At 40.4% G+C, this 18,899-nt stretch carries 16 protein-coding genes; 10 read left to right on the top strand and 6 right to left on the bottom strand.

Annotation, left to right across the window (positions count from 1 at the left end; all coding sequences use genetic code 11):
* Positions 1-49 precede the first annotated feature (49 nt).
* From ACYTXL_RS12065 to ACYTXL_RS12045, 5 genes are all read left to right on the top strand, one after another.
* Positions 50-2,920: a DUF1156 domain-containing protein gene (locus tag ACYTXL_RS12065; RefSeq protein WP_461924949.1), complete on the top strand. Its 2,871-nt coding sequence runs from the start codon at positions 50-52 to the stop codon at positions 2,918-2,920.
* Positions 2,921-2,976: 56 nt separating this feature from the next.
* Complete coding sequence (locus ACYTXL_RS12060; RefSeq protein ID WP_461924948.1) at positions 2,977-3,318, top strand: hypothetical protein; 342 nt, start codon at positions 2,977-2,979, stop codon at positions 3,316-3,318.
* Between the two features lie 77 nt (positions 3,319-3,395).
* Entirely contained in the window at positions 3,396-3,683 is a 288-nt protein-coding gene (locus ACYTXL_RS12055; RefSeq protein WP_461924947.1) for a hypothetical protein, read from the top strand.
* Positions 3,683-4,078 (top strand): type II toxin-antitoxin system VapC family toxin, encoded by a 396-nt coding sequence (locus ACYTXL_RS12050; protein ID WP_461924946.1) that lies wholly within the window; start codon positions 3,683-3,685, stop codon positions 4,076-4,078. The genes ACYTXL_RS12055 and ACYTXL_RS12050 overlap by 1 nt, the downstream gene beginning before the upstream one ends.
* Complete coding sequence (locus ACYTXL_RS12045) at positions 4,075-7,227, top strand: DEAD/DEAH box helicase (protein ID WP_461924945.1); 3,153 nt, start codon at positions 4,075-4,077, stop codon at positions 7,225-7,227. Before ACYTXL_RS12050 ends, ACYTXL_RS12045 begins: the two co-directional genes overlap by 4 nt.
* A 115-nt stretch (positions 7,228-7,342) precedes the next feature.
* Here the strand turns inward: ACYTXL_RS12045 and ACYTXL_RS12040 are convergent, their stop codons facing one another.
* From ACYTXL_RS12040 to ACYTXL_RS12020, 5 genes are all read right to left on the bottom strand, one after another.
* The gene (locus tag ACYTXL_RS12040) at positions 7,343-7,558 is read right to left on the bottom strand and encodes a hypothetical protein (RefSeq protein WP_461924944.1); all 216 of its coding nucleotides are present in this window, start codon (positions 7,556-7,558) and stop codon (positions 7,343-7,345) included.
* Between the two features lie 278 nt (positions 7,559-7,836).
* Positions 7,837-8,139, bottom strand: coding sequence for a hypothetical protein (locus ACYTXL_RS12035; protein WP_069069453.1), 303 nt, complete (start codon positions 8,137-8,139; stop codon positions 7,837-7,839).
* Positions 8,140-8,611: 472 nt separating this feature from the next.
* Positions 8,612-10,390, bottom strand: a complete 1,779-nt coding sequence (locus ACYTXL_RS12030; protein ID WP_461924943.1) for a bifunctional 3'-5' exonuclease/DNA polymerase — start codon at positions 10,388-10,390, stop codon at positions 8,612-8,614.
* Between the two features lie 229 nt (positions 10,391-10,619).
* On the bottom strand, positions 10,620-11,162 hold the full coding sequence (locus tag ACYTXL_RS12025; protein ID WP_461921538.1) for a hypothetical protein: 543 nt from the start codon (positions 11,160-11,162) through the stop codon (positions 10,620-10,622).
* A 107-nt stretch (positions 11,163-11,269) separates the two neighbouring features.
* Positions 11,270-11,977 (bottom strand): hypothetical protein, encoded by a 708-nt coding sequence (locus ACYTXL_RS12020; protein ID WP_461921537.1) that lies wholly within the window; start codon positions 11,975-11,977, stop codon positions 11,270-11,272.
* A 130-nt stretch (positions 11,978-12,107) separates the two neighbouring features.
* Here ACYTXL_RS12020 and ACYTXL_RS12015 point away from each other — a divergent pair, with 130 nt between their 5' ends.
* The 3 genes from ACYTXL_RS12015 to ACYTXL_RS12005 all read left to right on the top strand — a co-directional run bounded on the left by ACYTXL_RS12015 (position 12,108) and on the right by ACYTXL_RS12005 (position 15,229).
* Positions 12,108-12,416 carry a hypothetical protein gene (locus ACYTXL_RS12015; RefSeq protein WP_461924942.1) on the top strand — a complete coding sequence of 103 codons (309 nt, stop codon included), beginning with the start codon at positions 12,108-12,110 and terminating at the stop codon, positions 12,414-12,416.
* Positions 12,417-12,529: 113 nt separating this feature from the next.
* The gene (locus ACYTXL_RS12010) at positions 12,530-14,497 is read left to right on the top strand and encodes a M23 family peptidase (RefSeq protein ID WP_461924941.1); all 1,968 of its coding nucleotides are present in this window, start codon (positions 12,530-12,532) and stop codon (positions 14,495-14,497) included.
* Between the two features lie 3 nt (positions 14,498-14,500).
* Complete coding sequence (locus ACYTXL_RS12005) at positions 14,501-15,229, top strand: hypothetical protein (RefSeq protein WP_461924940.1); 729 nt, start codon at positions 14,501-14,503, stop codon at positions 15,227-15,229.
* 98 nt (positions 15,230-15,327) lie between these two features.
* On the opposite strand, the gene ACYTXL_RS12000 is transcribed toward ACYTXL_RS12005, so the two are convergent.
* Positions 15,328-16,434: a DUF5895 domain-containing protein gene (locus tag ACYTXL_RS12000; protein WP_461924939.1), complete on the bottom strand. Its 1,107-nt coding sequence runs from the start codon at positions 16,432-16,434 to the stop codon at positions 15,328-15,330.
* Positions 16,435-16,615: 181 nt separating this feature from the next.
* Between ACYTXL_RS12000 and ACYTXL_RS11995 the strand changes: the two genes are divergently transcribed.
* Positions 16,616-16,849, top strand: a complete 234-nt coding sequence (locus ACYTXL_RS11995; RefSeq protein WP_461924938.1) for a hypothetical protein — start codon at positions 16,616-16,618, stop codon at positions 16,847-16,849.
* Positions 16,850-16,976: 127 nt separating this feature from the next.
* Positions 16,977-18,839 (top strand): type IV secretory system conjugative DNA transfer family protein, encoded by a 1,863-nt coding sequence (locus ACYTXL_RS11990; protein WP_461924937.1) that lies wholly within the window; start codon positions 16,977-16,979, stop codon positions 18,837-18,839.
* Positions 18,840-18,899 lie beyond the last annotated feature (60 nt).

Raw genomic sequence — 18,899 nt, 5'->3', positions numbered from 1 at the left:
TAAGTTTGCTACTATAGTGTCTTCCGATTTTTACGTATTAATTTGAATTATGCCTAAACGCCCCGATGTTTTTATTGAAAAAATGATGCCTGTGCAGGTATTAAATGAGCAAGTTAATTTTGAACACGGGGGAAATCCTTTTAAAGGATTACATCGCTGGTATTCGCGTAAGCCTTTATCTTTTAGTCGCGCCAGTGTGTTGGCTTCTTTATTACCAGCAGATATCACAATGCAAGAGTTTGAATATTTGCTGGGGTTAGTACCGGGGAAGGAGGTAAAGCTATATAAAACACCGCCTAATTCTGTGCAAATTAAGAAGGTGCAGGATTATTGTGAGAAGGTTTGGGGAACGCGCACACCGACTGTTTTAGATGCGTTTGCAGGTGGTGGAAGTATACCTTTTGAGGCGGCGAGATATGGGTTAAATGTGCTGGCTTCTGATTTAAATCCTGTGGCGGTGGTGACGATGAAGGCGGCGATGGAATATCCGCTAAAGTTTGGCCCAGATTTGCAGCAGGATATTGATAAATGGGTGAAGTGGGTAGGTGATGAAGCTGAGAAAAGATTGGCTGAGTTTTTCCCTTCTTTACCTGGGGAAACTGTGCAGAATTATTTGTGGGCGCATACGGTTGTTTGTCCAAGTTGTGAGTCGGTTGTTCCATTAAGTCCAAGTTGGTGGTTATATAAACGCCCTGAAAAGCAGAATTTACATAAATGGTGTGCAGTTAAGCCAATTCCTAATCTTGAAAATAAGCGGGTTGATTTTGAATTAGTTAAAGGCAGAAAGGGTAAGGGGACAACTATTGAAACTGATGATGGTGAATATGATCCTGATGATGATAAGACAATATCAAGAAGCGTAGCTAAATGTCCTAACTGTTCTAACACTATTCAGCAAGAATATTTAATAGATTATGCACAAAATATTGGTTTTAGTCATCAATTATATGCAGTAGCTTACAGAACAGGAACTAATAATCTTCAATTTAGAACTCCAGTAAATGTAGATTTTGAAGGGTTTAATTTAAGTAAAAATATAATTCTAAAATCATATAACATTTTTAAACACAATGATTTAATTCCTGAAGAGAATTGTAGCGATAATCCTCAATATATGATGGCTTATCGTTATGGGTTAACTACATGGGATAAATATTTTAATTCCCGACAACTTTTAACCCTAGTAACTTATGTAGAAATTATCAAGGAAGCTAAAATATTAATTCAGTCTGAATATGAATGGGAAAAATCGCAAGCAATATCCACTTATTTAGCTTTAATTTTTGATTTATGTGCAGATAAAAATTCTAGACTTTCTTACTTGAATTCATCTAAAGGTTCAATTGAAAGAGCTTCATCACAACACGCACTTAATCTAATGTGGAATTATTCAGAAATACAAGGTGCAGGTGAATTATGGAGATTTTGTTTTGATTCTTTTGCCTCTAATTATAAAAATCTTTGTGCTTTATTAGGAACTAAACTAGGTTCAATAGAAAATTATGGAATTGAAATACATGACTCAAAGTCAATTCAAATAGATTTAGCATCAGCCGATAACTTAACAAATATTGCTAATAATTTTGTAGATGTAATTGTGACAGATCCGCCTTATTACGACACTATACCCTATGCTGAGTTATCAGACTTTTTCTATGTTTGGCAAAAACGCACATTAGGTGATATCTTCCCGGAATTATTCTATTTAGAACTTACCGACAAAGAACGAGAAGCTGTTGCTAATTTAGGACGCTTCCGTAACATGGGCATTTCACCCAAAGAACTTGCTTATCAAGACTACGAAGCCAAAATGGCCATGGCCTTCGCCGAATACCACCGCGTATTACGGAACGACGGCGTAATGACAGTCCAATTCAACCATAAAGACTCCGGTGCATGGGATGTCCTAGCCAAGTCCTTAATAGACGCTGGCTTTGAAATCACCGCTTCATGGGCTGTCAGCACCGAAAACCCCCAAAATCTCCACCAAGCGCAGAAAAACGCAGTATCCAGCACAGTACTTTTAGTATGCCGCAAGCGCGATCCAAATGCTGAACAAGCTTGGTGGGATGACGTGCGAATTGACGTGCGAAATATCGTCTTTGAAAAAGCACCAGAACTCGAAAAATGCTTAACTGAAGATTCTCGTCCTGCTGCTGATAGAGTAGCAGATCCGCAACGCCGCATTAAACCTCCTGGTATAAACTTGTGCTTAAGTGCTTTCGGTTCAGCTTTGAGTGTGTTTACCAAATATAGTTCCATCCTCGACAGCGCCGGGAATCCAGTTGAACCCAAAGCAGCATTTGAAGAAGTACGCCAAGCAGTAGTCGAATACCGACTACAAAAGCTATTAGAAGGTAAAGACTTCAACGGTATCGACCCCTTAACCCAATGGTACATCTTGGCATGGGATACCTTTGAAGCGCGAGAATTCCCCTTCGATGAAGCTAGACAACTCGCCTTAGCAGTCGGTGGTTTTGATGTTTCCGATTTAGTCAAAAAACACAAAATACTCGATTCTGCAAGCGGTTACTGTAAATTACTCACCCCCCAACAACGCTTGAAAAAACGCGCCTTCTCCGTTACCGATACTGAATTTTCTGCTAGATATTTAGTTGATGGACTCCACGCCATTATCGCCCTTTACCAAGAGGAAGACAATACAGAACCAGTCCGTAGATTTCTCAAAAATACTGGCTTAGTTAGCAACGATTTATTTATGCGGACATTTGAAGTAGCGTTGAAAGTAATTCCGCGCATTGGTGATGAAAAGAAACGCCTGACTGAAGAAAAAGCCTTATTAGATTTGTGGTTGGCTATGGATGAAATCAAAGCCAAAGTGTCTTATGTGCAACCTGAGCTATCCTTAAATTATGGACAAATGAGTTTGAATTTAGAGACTGATGAGACTGATGATTGAGGGCTGTTGACCGTTAGCATACAACTGTCATAATTAATTAATGGAGGAAATAACAAATGAATCAATATGATTTTAGTGTAGAGCTAAAATCTACAGGTAAAGCTGAGGCGTTAAAAGATTTAGAACTGGCGAAAAAAACAGCAGAAAGCAGAGGAATTCCATCAGAACACCCATCTAATAAAGAAATCGAATCTGTATCTATCCCATTAGAAATATCCGCTAAAATCAATCAGGAGATATTAGACCTGTCAGGAGTTGTCAGAATATCTAGGAGTAGCGGTATGTCTTTCAGATTTTATGAAGTTCCAGATGGGAAAGATAAATTGGTTCAAGAATGGTTTGATGCTTGTCAGCAAAATTTATCGGATAAAGTTTCTAAATTAATTATCCAATCTTAACAAAAGCTATATCATGACTTTCTTTGCCAACAATCATCAATCATCAGTCAACTAATAATTATAGGAGATAATCAAACATGAAGGTTAGAGGCATAAAACGTGGTCAAAATATTGAAATATTAGAACAACTTAATAATATTCCAGATGGGACAGAAATAATCATAGACGTAGAATTTATTACCAATCAAATTACAGAACCACAACCACCATTAACAGACGAGGAGAGACTAGCTAGACTAAATCAATTATTTGGGGTTTGGAAGAACCAACCGGAATTAACAGAAATATTTACAGAAATTGACCAACAGCGCCATACTTATCAAGGCAGAACTTTAGACTCACTTGATAATCGGGATAACGGCTAATGTATCTACTAGATACCAACATTTGTATTGCCCTGCTGAACGAAAATCCCCAAGCTGTTACTAAATTTAATCGCTTTTTCAGCCAGTGCTATCTCTCCATTATTGTAGTTTCAGAACTATATAAAGGCGTTTATTGTTCTCAACAGGTAGCCAAGAATCTAGAGATATTAGCACAGTTCACTGAACTCCTACCAGTAGAATCTTTTGAAATAGAAGCAGCTATCGAATTTGGCAAGATTCAAAGCGAACTCAGAAAAGTTGGGAAACCAACCGGAGAATTTGATGCTTTGATTGCTGCTGTAGCTCGTTCTCGTGACGATATTCTTGTTACTAACAATATTAAAGATTTTATCAATATTCCCAACTTAAAATTAGATAACTGGTTAGAAAGTTGAAAAACCTGCGTGAATATCCTTGGAAAATTAGTTACACCAGCAACACCCACAACACCATCACTGATTTTTACATCCCTGCTTTAGAGTGTGCCATTCAATATGACCGGAAAGCAGGATTTTTTAGCAGTGCCATTTTAAGTAAAGTTGCACGAGGTTTAGGTGCAATGCTGCACAACAAAGGGCGAATGCGGTTAATCATGGGTTGTCAGTTTAGTCCCCAAGATTTACAAGCAATTCAACAGGGATACGAACTGCGAGACGCATTGCTATCTCGTCTAGACGCAGACTTAAAACCACCAGAAAGTTTTGCCCAACTCAAACACTTAGAAATTCTCAGTTGGTTAATTCAAAATCAATATCTCGATATTAAAATTGCTATTCCCCTGAAACAAAATGGACAGCCAGAAGATAGTACACAGCAACTAGACCCACAGCATATATTTCACGAAAAGGTTGGCATTTTTACTGATAGCAAGGGCGAAAAATTAGCATTTAACGGTTCCAATAACGAATCTATCGGTGGCTGGGAGAGGAATGTAGAATCCTTTCACGTTTATTGTTCTTGGGAGGGAGGAAGGGAACTAGATAGAGTTGAAGAAGAAGAAGCGAGGTTTGAGCAACTTTGGTATGACGTATCGCCTAACGTGCGAGTTTTTGAAGTTCCAGAGGCGGTACAGAAAAAGCTGTTGCGTTACGCAAAATCTAGTAAACCTGATTGGAATGCCCAAGCTGAATTTGACTCTAGACCTCTAACAAAAATAGAATTAACTGAACCAGAAGCACAACCAGAACCGGAACTAAAATCAGACCCTTCAGCTATTTCTACAAAAGTAAGGGAAGAAGAACGGTTGGCATTTACTCAACTTGCCAATATTCATGAACATCCCGGCTGCTTGGATTTTTGTTTAAAATCAATTCCCATTCACCCCTGGCCACACCAAATTAAAATCCTGCGCCGCGTTGCTCAAAATTTTCCCCAAAGTTTTCTCATCGCTGACGAAGTTGGTTTAGGAAAGACTATTGAAACTGGTTTAATTCTGCGTTATCTGCTGTTATCCAAAAAAGTGAAGCGGGTACTGATTTTAGCACCTGCTAGTGTCCAACCCCAGTGGCAAGAAGAACTACGGGAAAAATTTAATCTGCATTTTTGGAGTTACACATCTACAGAATTTAAAGACCCCTACAAGCGGACTATCCCCGCAGCAGCTAACCCCTGGAATACTCAAGACTTAATCCTGGCTTCTTCTCATTTGGTGCGGAGAACTGACAGAATGCACCAGCTACTATCAGCAGAACCTTGGGATTTAGTAGTCTTAGACGAAGCCCATCATGCACGTCGCAAGAGTCCTCAAGACCGCAAAGAAACACCCAATCGCTTGTTAGAGTTAATGACACAGTTGAAGGAGAAAACCAAGTCTCTGATTCTTCTCTCAGCAACTCCTATGCAAATTGATGCCATAGAAGTTTTCGACTTGTTAAATCTGCTGGGATTGCAGGGACATTGGAGTTATGGCGATAACTTCTGCGATTATTTCGCCTCGCTACAAGGTGCTGTCAAGCAGGAAGTAATTAATTTTTGGCAAGTCATGTCTAGTGACTACTTTGGGCGCGGTGGACAACCTTCCTTTAGATTAGAGCAGTTTTTGACCAAGAGCGATCGCATTCTTGCTTACAAAATGCAGGATACTTGGCAACGGGGCAAGAAAATCTCCAATCACAAACAATTATTGGCAGATGAAGACTTTATCGACACCTCACGCCAATACTTGACAGTGAACACGCCCCTAAAAGACTTGATGTTCCGCCACACCCGCGACACTCTCCGACAATACTATAAAAGGGGACTGTTAGATCGGGATATTCCCACTAGAGTTGTGCAGGATAATGCTATTACGCTGGAACCCCAACGGGAAGTACCGCTTTATGTAGCTGTCAGCAACTATGTACGTCACTTTTACCGACTGGCGCAAATAGATCAGCGTTCTTGTTTGGGTTTTTTGATGACCCTTTACCGCAAACGTTTGACCAGTTCATTCTATGCTATCAAGTCATCTCTACAACGTCGTTTGGATTATTTGTTAACTCAACAGGGAAGCGTTTTAAGTGACGACGATTTAGTAGATGTGGATAATGAGGATGATGCAGTGATTGCTGGGCTGGAATCTTTCTTTGAACCAGTAGACCCCCAGGAAATTCAATATCTTGAAGAATTACTACGTCAATTTGAAAACACTGGGGAAGATAGCAAACTTTCTCGCTTTATTCAGATTTTACGCCAAGAATTAACCGACCGAGAAAGTGCGATCGTTTTCACCCAGTACACTGACACGATGGACTATCTACGGGATACATTGAAGGAGTTATACGGTAGCCAAGTAGCTTGTTACTCAGGTCGTGGGGGGGAACTGTACCAGAATGGGGAGTGGTGTCTAGTTCCCAAGGAAGAAATTAAACGCCGATTTCGCCAAGATGAAATCAAAATTCTCCTCTGTACTGAGTCTGCTTCCGAGGGTTTGAATTTACAAAATTGCGGCGTGTTGATTAATTATGATATGCCTTGGAATCCGATGCGGGTCGAACAGCGTATTGGGAGAATTGACCGCATTGGACAAAGATATCCGACTGTGCGAATTCACAACTTCTATTATGATGGCACTGTAGAAGCGAAAGTTTATAGAAAATTGCGCGATCGCATAAACGCTTTTGCCACTGTTGTTGGTAATCTCCAGCCTATTCTAGCCCAAGTCCCTACCTTTATTGAACGGGCTGTTATGAGTGCTGATCCAGAAGAAGAGGATGTTTTAATGTCTCAATTCGATTCTGTGTTAGACAGCCCACCGCCTCGTTTAGCAATTGAAGAAATGGTAGCAATGGACTTAGACGCTGACTTAGCAGAAATTCAAAAACCAATCCCCTCTGCTCCTTTTACGCCAGAAACTATTGAGCAGTTATTCACATCATCAGCAATTTTAAAAGCCAATGATGTGCAGTTTGAGAGAAGGAGCGAACGTACTTGGAAACTGAATTACAAAGGGCAGAATTACATGGTTACTTTTTACCCTAGTGTTTTTGATGAAATGCCTTCACTACGATTAATGAATTTTGGCGATTCCTTGTTTGAAAAAATGCTACAAACCATTAATTTTTGACACTACAGTTTTAACACTTATATTACTGGCGTAGTGGCGTGTGGGGTGGAAATTTAAGGAAAACACGGGATTCTATCATCCCATAAGTTAGTTTTTTTATGATTTTCAAATCTTCTCAAAATGAACCGTTAAAAGCTTCATTATCCCGTGGTATATTGACGTTTTGAGCCTTAAAAATGATTTGAAAAGCAATATCTCTCGCTGACTGCTTCAACACTTGCAGATAAGCAACAGCATCATCGCGTCGGCGGAATCTTTTCACAACAATATTTTCTTGATTGGGAATATCACGGACAATACACCACGGTTTTAATTGCTCAGAATAAGTCATATTTTCCTTCTTAAAAATGCTGTAAAATAACCATGCTATGTAGTTTTAAATCGCCAAATTTTACCTTAAACGAGGAGGTATACTCAAAGACAGGTCAAATTGATATTGACAATTAGAATTATGTGTGCATTAGATTTATTGGACAGATATATAGCGTTCAGACTGGAATGAAATATTGTGTACTGAGTCTGAAAACCTTGCAGGGCAAAGCTTTTGTTTTAAAAACCTTTCAGTAATCAAACCGGATTGCTATATGTAGAAGAGAAATGTTATTGAGATCAAGGCGAATGAGTCAGACATAGCAATTGCCAAAGTTGTTCGGGAACTTCTTCAAAATGTTCCAGTAAAAAGTCCATGAATGCCAAATGTCGTAAATCATTAGGCTGAGGATAGCGTCTAAATTTACCTTGTTTAAACCAACCTCGGACTGTAGAATCGGAACGACAGCATATTAAGGCAATTTGTTCATAACTCACATCCCATTTGGCATAAAATTCCTCTGGTTTCATACCAAATTCCCAGTGACTGTAGAGTGAAATTAGATGAATTTCTCTTGCCCCTAAAATCCGGGGGTTAGACATTGATACACCTCAAATATGTAAATATTTGAACTCGTTTATTACATCAGGTATTTGTCCGTCACAGAGTTTATAGACACACCAATAAAACCCAATTAAGCGGGTTTTAAACTCTTGATTCACTCTCAATCTGCGTAAGCAGATATAGTTAAAATAGTTCCGTTATTTATAATGGCTAGAATACCGATTCAGGAACAGCCATAAATAGTGGATAGGGTGCAATACGCTTGGGTTAAGCCTTTTTTCTCCCCCTGCTTCCCCTGCTCAAAAACAGCCCGCCCCAACAGATAAATGTCCTTAACTGAACGGTATTGGGATAGGGCGGGGATAGTGCTTCGGATCAAAAACGAAACGCCCTCTAACCACATTTTGCACGAGCTATACTGTGAGGAGGGCAATTGAGTTTTTGACTAATCTTCTCAGAATAGCTTGACTGCAAATCCAACTTCAGTCGGACTCGGCAAGTTGGGATAGTTCACCAGCTATTTGATGTTTTAATATCTATAATAACTGGAATAGGGCTGAGAAACTTTTGGGCAGCAGCAACCATACAATTGTGTAATATATTGCTAACTTGGTCAACTTCAGTCTCTGGACATTCCAGTACAATTTCATCATGTCTTACACAGATGAGTTTTGTTCTGAATTTAGCTAATGGATTTGAAAGTTTTACCATAGCTAATTTGTTGATGTCGGCATTTAAACCTTGTACTGGATGGTTAAATAGCTCTGATAGTCGGGGCTTGTTTACCCATCTCCGTCGTCTATTTGCTAGTGTACGACTTTCCTTAATGCCTTGGATGTATTTACCTTTGATGTTTTCATGCCACCTAGCTATTCCAGGATAAGCTTCAAAGAATCGTTTTCTGAAAGCTTTTGCTTGTTCTAATGTCATTGCCACCCCATATTTTACTTGGGCGTAAATTTGGAGTTTGGCAGCGCCCATACCGAAAATCAATCCAAAGTTTATTGCTTTTGCTAGTCTGCGGTCTTCTTCAGTCACTTCATTGATATATTTTCCAGTTACTAGAGATGCTGTTAATCGATGTAAGTCAGCCCCCTGGCGATAGACTTGGCACATCTTTGTATCACCACTAAGCCGAGCCATAATTCGTAGTTCTATTTGGGAGTAATCGGCTTTGATAATTTTATAGCCAGGGGCAGCAATGAAGCAGCTACGAGCTGTTTGATCGCGGGGAATATTTTGTAGAGGTGGTTTGCGGCAAGAAAATCTACCGGATTTTGCCCCTAATTGATAATAGTTAGGATGAATTCTCCCAGTTTTGGGGTGGATATGCTGGGGTAGTTTCTCGGTAAAAGTGCCGATAATTTTGGATAGACGGCGGTAAGAAAGCAATGCTTGAATTATGGGATACTGTGCAGCTAAAGAAACTAATTTACTTTGATTAGTTGAGTTGATTTTGATACCAATAGCTTGTAGAGCAGCCAAAACTTGCTGAGGTGAATTCGGGTTTACTGCATCTGTCAGTTCTGGCAGCAATGACATCTGAGAGCTAGCAATACGGAGTTGCTTGAGTTGGTTTAAAGCATCTGTTTTTTCAGCTTCTAGTTTTGCACCCAGTATCTGCCATCGGGACAAGTCAAATAGCATTCCGTTAAGTTCCATTTGAGCTACAACAGGCATACACTGAAATTCCAGTCGGGCAATTTTGAGTAACTTTGCCTGCTTTAACTTGTTGAGGAGAATTGGGTAAAGGTCAAGTAATATGGCAGCATCTACGGCAGCATAGTGCAATTGAAGCTTGGTAAGAGGTTTACACCAATCACTGATTTGTTGAGTTTTATCTAGTTGAAAGTGTAGTAGCTTTTTAACTATATTTTGTAAGGATGAGCTTGTTTTTAATCCTGCGGTTAGAACTTTATAAGCAAGTTGGGTATCAAAGAATTGACCAGAGGGTTGAAGTCCTGCGAGTGTGAGAAATTGCCAGTCGAACTTGGCATTATGAGCAATTTTGACAGCAGAGTTACAAAGCAGTTTTTTGAGCAGTTGGCGATCGCTTTTGGGAATAGCTGGTAAATCAATTAGCAGTACTGGATGGTTTGGTGCAGCTATTTGAATCAGTCTAATAGAATCAGTTAGAGGGTCAAGTCCTGTTGTTTCACAATCTATGGCTAAAACTTCTGCCTGAAACAGACCTTGGAGAGCATAATTAAGAGTTGAAACATTGGAAACAAGAGTATATTGTGGGGTAAAAATACTGGAATTATTTGTATTTATTAAGCCTGTATTCATAATGAATTAAATTTGAATTTATCACCTAGAAGCGATAGCTTGTATATCTAGCAACTTCAAAATATTTAGTTTTTTACAAAGATTTGAAAACCTATTAAAGAGAGGTAATACTATAGCGGTGTGCAGTTAAGGGAGATACAAAAACTTTGCTGGAAAGATTATACAGCAAGTACTTTTGTCTTCTCATCCGAGCGATAACCGCCATATCGATATTCCTCTCTTTATATGATTAACTGACTTGACGTTTACCTGTTTTTGCAATGTTAGAATGCTGAATATTTTCTCGAACAGATGTCAAAGCAGTAGGAGCCAATTCTCTAATAATGGGTGTGACAATTTCTGGTGCCAGTTCTAAACGATGCTTAATCTGTGCTTGCAACCAGGCTAAAGGAACACATTTATTGTTGACTTTTTGTTTGATAATTAAGTCAGGATTGGATTTTGAAGCTTTTTTTATGGCACTGGCAATTTTTCTAGCTGTCCGTAAATCAATTTTGTCTACATCAATGCTAACAAAGTTGTCTGGTTGAGGTTCTGGTTTTGATGTGATACGGTTAGTTGATTGGTTTTGATTTTCCAAGTTGAGAGATTTCTTAATATCAATAGATTCCATCTGTGATTGTTCAGATGTTGTGTTTTCGATGTTGAGTGTAAATTTCTGCCACAGATGGACTATTCCCACAACGAAATCAATGAGCATCAGAATGGTATATAAGGCTGTAATTCCAATGATGAGATGATTTAAAATTTCTTGAATTTCTTGAGTATTCATGATGATTAACTTGATAATTTACGTTCATAACTAAAAAAGCGATCGCTTCCATTTAACAGAAAAATCCTCAGATGAAAATTTGAATAGACTGAGGATTTCTTGAAAATTCAGAACAAGCTAATTTGCACAGTTGAATTTGATGAAGGTTTAGGAGTTGGAGTGCTTTGGGTCGAGTCTAAGTTAGGCTTGGCATTAACATTACGCTTACCCCATCCCTCTTGTGCTGCGTGTTTAACTACGCTGCGTCGAATTGACCTGCTAAGATAGTTGAATTCATTTTTTACCTGATTAAAATGAATGATGCGATTATTGCTGGCATTGCTCGCATTGCTCGTATCACCATCACCTAGAAATTCATAAAAACTCTTGCAACCCTTTGGTAATTTATCGTATTTGGTTAAAACTTCATTACCTACCCAAAGATAAAGGTCAGCGTAGTCCCTATGCAGAGGAGCTTCGTAAGTTGCTGGCATCATGTAGGTAAGAACTTCTGTGGCTGTGCTGGAAACACCAACCTGATTCTGTTCGTATTCAGTGAAGATAAGTTCCAATCGATCCTGAATACAAGCAAACTTCAGCCATTGGGGAATTGTATCACTCCAAGGACTGCGATGAATTACCAATGGCCCTGCAAGGTAGCGAACATGGTGTAGGGAAAATTCAGCTATTTCTAAAAGACTTGCTAATAATTCTTTTGGTGTATTTAAACTTGCTAGAATTTGCAGCATTTTTCGGGTGTTGTCTGGCAGTTTGGTACTATTACCATTACTAATTTCTGCCATTATTTCTGGGGAAATAAAATTCATTTGCTCCATTTGTCATCTCGATATGAGCGCATCACCAAAAATAGCCAATCGGCTAAAAAATTAATGTCCAATAGGTGAAGGCTGATACTAGATAAATCTTTTTATGCTGGCATTGATACAGCTTTTTTAGGTAATGCCAATGAATAACGAACCCACAATTAACCAAAATCTTGATACTGACGACAGTAGTAATTATCAGTCTGGCAGTGGCTATCAATCTGACGGTTACGGTGTTGAGCAATCAAGTTCTGGAGATAGTAGTAATCCCTGGCAAGCAGACCAATTTAGGGATGGTTATCAAGAGAATATCTTTGAAATCAATCTTGGGGATACACCTTACACTGAATCGGCTGCTAATCCCAATCCTCAATTACCAGGATATGGCTCAGGCTCCGGTTACAAGTCTAAGAAAAGTCAACAGTCAGCATCCCCGGAGCTAGAGTTATAAGTCATATTTTCACTCTCTTCCTATACCCCATAAGCAACAATTAATTGGGTTTTTATTCAATAAATCACTTTGCTGATTGGGGTATAGTTGCTGTCATTTTTAAACCTGAAATTATGAACGTTCAAAAAGCATGGATATCTCTTCTGGTTGTCATTACTTGTATTATTTATAGTATCGCCGCACAAGCTACAATCAACACAATTGGTGATGGCAATTTACCAACTCGAATTGTAGAAGTTGCAAATCCTCAGTCTCGACTACCTGCTACTAAAGTTTTGCTGCCAGACTGGAGCCGTATTTCTCTGGCCCAGCTACCAGGTATCAGTCAATCTGGTGCAATTGATGGCAGTCCCTACAGCCAGACACTAGGTTATGACCTGAGTCGCACTTGGAATGTGGGTATGACTCCTGACCAATATTTGAAGTTAGGAGATATCAGTGAAGCATTGCAGGCAGAGGAGTTTTCTTTGCAGGCGATCCAGGCGATCGCTCTCCGCACACAACCAAAGGCGAACACAGACATTAACAGTATAGATTTAAACAAAATTGCCTTGAGTGAATTTCCCCTGATTGGGGAGCAGACATTGAGCCATTTAGCTCAGGTTGTTCCAGAATTAGCTAAGATGCAAGTAAACAATATTACACCTGTTGCCACTTTACTAAAATCTCAGGGAATTGCCGCATCTAATTTAACACTAGCTCAAGTACTAACACAGTATGAAGTTGGGCAAATGAAGCTGGGAGAAATCGACTTGTCAGAGTTTTCCATTTCTTCAATTCCTAACTTAGATGCAGTACAGCTACAACAATTTACAGGTTGGATGAATAGCAATGTTTCGGATATTCCTGGTTTGGGACAAGTACCTTTAGGATTAATGCCTAATCCCATCACTGAAATTGGTAGCTTGGTAATGCGGATTGATGTAGTTTATGGGCCAACAGAAAACCGCCGTAACAATACGATTTCTGGTTCAGACGTGCAAGGGTTTTCTGTGCCTTGTACTGAAAAAGACTGCGCTTACTTAGAATTGGATGATTTGGAGAATACAGGTCGTCAGGAACGTGGTCAGTTGGAAGGTAAACAGTGGATTTCCGGTAAATACCAAGAAGTCGAGGGCGGGCGGGGTATCCTGAAAGCAGTAAATAACGGTCGGGAACCAACAGGACGGCTACCGTTTGGTAAAGCTTTTAAGGTGGTGGTAATGGAGCCGGATGAAACTACTGATACGGTAGATACGGCTTTGTTCTTTCGGTTCTGTGCTTGGCGAATGGGTTGTACACCTTACTTTATCGGGCCTGTTCCTTTTTTCAGCTACAAGGTTAACTCTCTGATATTTGTAGGCAATTTGAGTGAACAGAGGACAAATACTGCGTCTTTACCAACTGGAGCGACAAGAGAGCCGAAAGCTAAGACTACCAACCGTACTGGAGTAATAGAGAAGATTAACCCATGCGCGTTTAGTAATGGTAGTCGGTCGATAACAGGTCAATCATTCTCTGGTATTGATTTGCGATCGCTCTTAAATGCAATTGCGGAAATTGAGAGCGCTGGTAGTGGGGATTACAAAGCCATTGGCATACATACCTGTGCGGATGGGGGTTTAAATTGTGGTCGCGCTCTCGGTCGCTACCAGTTCATGAGTTATAACCCCTATGCAGTGCAGTTAATTGCTGCCAAGCCTGGAGGTCAAGAGTTTCTGAGTCAAGTGGAGCAAGGGCATCAACCAACAGAGGCTGAACTATTTGAGTTTTTTCCCCCAGCCGACCAAGATAGGGCGTTTATGGCTGATATGGCTAACAAAATTCAAGTGACGCAAGAGCAAATCGATCCGGCTACAGGAGAGCGATTTACGGGCGAACGCCTAATTGAACGAGTGGCTCAAAAGCATTTTGGTGGTGATTACAGCAAAGTTGATGGAAATGGCTCAGATGCCCTCGGTCGTCTCAGCCTTAAAGATTACGGCAAAACCGCTTTAGCTAGTTATCGCAACAGTAATAGCGATAATGTAACGCTGACCTGTTCTCCTAATGTAAATTCTAGCTACATCAGCACTGCTAACAATACTGAAAATGGGAGGTAGAGTATGACAGATTTATCTAAAACTTCTATTACCTCGCCCCATGAGATAAAAGAAATACTTGATACTGATACCAATTCAAAAATACACTTTGGGCAAACACTGGAAGGAAAGGGAGTTTATTCTGACTCCGCCTCCCCTAGTCAGTCTCAACCACTGAAGACAACTGCATATCAATTACCAGCACCGACTATGAGGGTACGCTACTGGATTCATTGGTTTCGGATTGGTTTGGGCATCTTTTTGTTGCTGTCGATTCTCATGAGCTTAGGGGGCTGTAGCTTAAATGCGGCAACCGTTACTTGGAACAAAGCTGTTAATGTTGTGCCTGCTTCAGTAATTGAACAGGTGATTGTAGAAAATACAGAGTTGAATGCCAAAGTATCTGCTAAAAATATACTGGCTTGGAGTGTGGAAGGAAAAGACGGTAGGTTCGCGGTTTTCAACTTGAATACGCCTGATGTCTGTGGTGCTTTGGGATGTCTGTATACTGGTTACTGGCTCAGAAAGGACAAACCAATTACTCAGGTATTCTTGAGTTACTTGAATCCCAATATGCCACCAGGTAAGCATTTGTTAGAAGTGGGAGAGAACCGAGGTCAGGCATTACCGTGCATTAAGGTACTGCAAACTGAGCAAGAGCAACTACGTCAATTGAATTTTTGTTTCAATGGCACTGGCTATCAACTTGCTGATAGTCAGCTTTTCATTAATAGTAAAAATTCTCGAAGTTGATAACTCGAAATCTAGAAGAAAACTCTGCCATAGTCATTGCTGCTACGGCAGGGTATTTTTATGTGACATACTCTCATTGACGCTATAGTTGCATTGGACTATTCCTCATCATCCAGTTCATCGTCTTCCTCCTCAAAATCATCATCGTCTAACTCAGCTTCCAAATCGTCGGTTTCATCGAGGAAGTCGTCATCGTCAATAAGTTGAATTTTGCGAGGTGGCTTGGTCGCTGGTTTCGATTTACGAACGCTTTGAGTTTTGTTTCTATTCTTATTTGGTGGCAATACTTCCACGTCTACAGACACCGATTCTCCTGGCAAAGCAGGTAGGGATTGAGGTTCATTAAAACCAGCGATCGCATTATGTTGTTGCCAAATTAGGGCTTTAGCTGTGGGTTGACCCAAATAAAATTGAGACAGATTTTCAACGGTGGGTTTGGTATAATCTACAGTCTTACAACAGTCGTGTTTATTCTTACCTTCGCCCTCTTTGACAGCTTTGAACTCGACTGACAGCACACCTAAGCTACGCCACCTATCGTTTTTGCCACTAAATGGCACTTGGAAATAGTCAGCAAAGGTTTTCTCCAAAGAACGGTAAAACTCCTCACGCACCGACTTAAAACTCCAGAGAGCTACATTCTTAAAGCGGACAACGACAGGAGTAGTATGCAGGGGTTGATTATCCTCATCTAGAAACACCAGTGCATGTTCTGAACACACATCCATTGTTTTCTTGTCAAGGTTATGCTTGTATTCATCATAAAGCCCAACAAAAGAACCACCCAAGTCTTCAACATCTGATTTATAACGGATATACTCTGGTACAAAAGCTAAAACTAGTAACCGTGCTTGAGTAATTAAGAGTCCAGTAACATCTTCAGTTAGGGTGACAATAGTTAGGTCGTTCTCATCAGGTATATCAAGCCAGCCAGCCTTTTCTAGCTGATCTTCTGGAATTAGAAGTCCGGCGGGTTTGTCATTAACGACAATGCCGTAAGGCAGTAAGGGTCGTCTAACTTGGTTATAACTGTCGCTGAGAAGTTCTGGGTCAATATCCTCAATATCAAAGTCTGACAATTGAGTGTTAGGAGCTTTAGATTTAGCTGCTTGAGCTTTGGTATTAGCTTTGGGATTAGAAGCAGCAGTTTTGGCAGTAGACTGATTGGAGCGATTAGAGTTGTTTGAAACCCTAGATTTAACCATTGGAGTACATAAATATGATTGCCCAACGCATGAGGCGTTAGCCTCAAAACTTATTTACCAATCGTTGTTTATGAGGCAATTACTCTCCACCGCAGATTTAAACTACGCCATCAAATAAAGTATCTTGAATGCTAATTTACAAACTAGCGAAAATATAGATGAGGATGACAGGAGGTTAATCATGAAATTATCACCACTATATATACAGTGGGAGCAAGAGGCTCAAAAGCAAGGGCAACGGATGGTTGTAGAAAATTTACTAACAGTTCGATTTGGTACGCTAGATGAACAATTAGCCACAATTATTCAGCCTATTCTAGAGCTACCTTCACAAGAGTATGCTTCTTTACTGTTGCAGTTATCGAATCTCTCCCGTGAGGATTTATTGGCCAGGTTTAACAGCAACCACTCATAAAGCTGTTATGTATCTGACACTCCTCTAGAAATAGAGTTTCTAACACCTCTAAAAAAATGTCCAGAAGGTCAATACTTTAGCTTTCACTTGGTAGCTAAAATTTCTGCTAAATGCCTACTTAACTGCTATGAACATTTACCAGAAAAATCTACCACACAACCAGATCACTGCTAACTCGACATTAATTGAAGTGTCATCCTTTCAAACACCTCTGGCTAGCATTGACTTTGGCAAGTTGTTTCAACAGTATAACAATCCCCAAGGTTGGATGATGGTAGGTGGAATACTGTTCGTTATACTGTTGTTGCAAATCAGTGGTACTGGTAAAGGAAAAATCACCACTGGTAAAGTCTCCGGTATCAGCGAGAAACTAGCAGCAACTAACCTAGCACTCAAGCAAATCAAGGAGTGTAAACACAATAAAGTTACCCTGTGGTCTGGAACTCCTCGCTATTGGGTAAAAGGTAAATGGCGGGGGTTGCTGGCTAACATACAAACTATGCTTGGTGCTGCACCTACAGTTTGGTTTCCCAATGCCGAAAGGGGAACACTGGTAATAGGTGCGCCTGGGTCTGGTAAAACCTACTCTACCATAGACCGGATGTTAGAAAGTGCGATGCAGCAGGGTTTCCCGATTTTACTCTACGACAAGAAGGGCGACCAACTAAGACTTCATGCACCCTTAGCAGCCCGTTATGGCTATAAAGTACGAGTATTTGCCCCCGGTGAACCCTTTAGCGGTGTTATTAATTCTTTAGATTATATGCGTGATGCACGCGATGGGGTAATGGCAGGAGAAATTGGACAAGTGATTAACCGCAATGCTTCCAGTGGTGGTAAAAGTGATGAGTTTTTTGCTAAAGCCGGGGACTTGTTAGCTAAGGCACTTTTACAGTTAGTCAAGGGTTCACCTTACCCAGATATGGCGATGCTTTATGCGGTGCTGCGGTTGCCAAAACTGGTACAGCGTCTTGACCATGCGGTACAGTCCAAAAGGTTGGATGAATGGGTGGCGACTTCATTTATTCAATTTTTGAGTGCCAAGGATGCAGAGAAGACTATTTCTGGGATTTTGACCACAGCAGCAGGTACTTTCTCATCTTTCATCCAAGCTGATTTGCTGAGGGCATTTATAGGGAAATCGGATATTCCCACTAAGCTTGAAGGTAGAGAGATGGTGGTGTTCAAGCTAGATGATGAACGCCGCAGTGTGGTTGGGCCTCTGCTGGCAGCTGCAATGCACTTGATGATTGTTGGTAATTTGAGCCGTCCCCGCAAAGACCCGTTGATTATTTCTTTGGATGAATTACCATCAATTAAGCTAGACAGATTACCACAGTGGATTAATGAATATCGTTCCAACGGTGCCTGCTTTATTCTGGGTATCCAAAGTTTAGAGCAACTTTACGATATTTATGGAGATAAGATGGGGAGTGCGATCGCATCAGCTTGTAGTACTCATGTTTTGTTTAATCCTGGTAATTACAAAACGGCTGAGGATTACTCAAAGCGTTACGGTGAGAAGGAAGTGCTGATTAAAAATCGTACCACAGGGCGATCGCTTGGCGGACAAATGAGCCGTTCAATTAGCTGGAGTGAGAATTTGCAAAAAATGCCTGTAATCAGTGCTGACGAAATTTTGAAATTTCCTCAAGGCAAGTGCGTAATTACCAGTCCTGGTTACAGTTCCGAGGGACAAGCTTCTATTCCCTATCCTTTAATTATTCCCGTGTCCAAAGCCGATGAAAAACGGGCGCATGATAGTGAGGCTCTTTGGGACACACAAGTTAAACCTGCTTTAGAAAGTCAGGTGACAATTCCAGATATTAAAACGTTAACACAAGCATTACATGAACGGATTGAGTCAGCAGCGCGGATGCTGCCATTACCAGAAGAAGATGTAGCACCTGCACAGGAGTCTAGTAGCAGTGAAACTGATGTTTTAGAAAATTTCCCAGCACGAGTTTATCAAACACCAGGATTGCATTAAATTTTGACACAATATTGTTAGCAAAGCTCCTCGCGGAGCGAGGCACTCCTGTAATTCCCC

The organism is Nostoc sp. (genome assembly GCF_054880495.1).
Note: the sequence above shows the minus strand (reverse complement) of the source record. Positions and strands in the feature narration are given on the sequence as shown.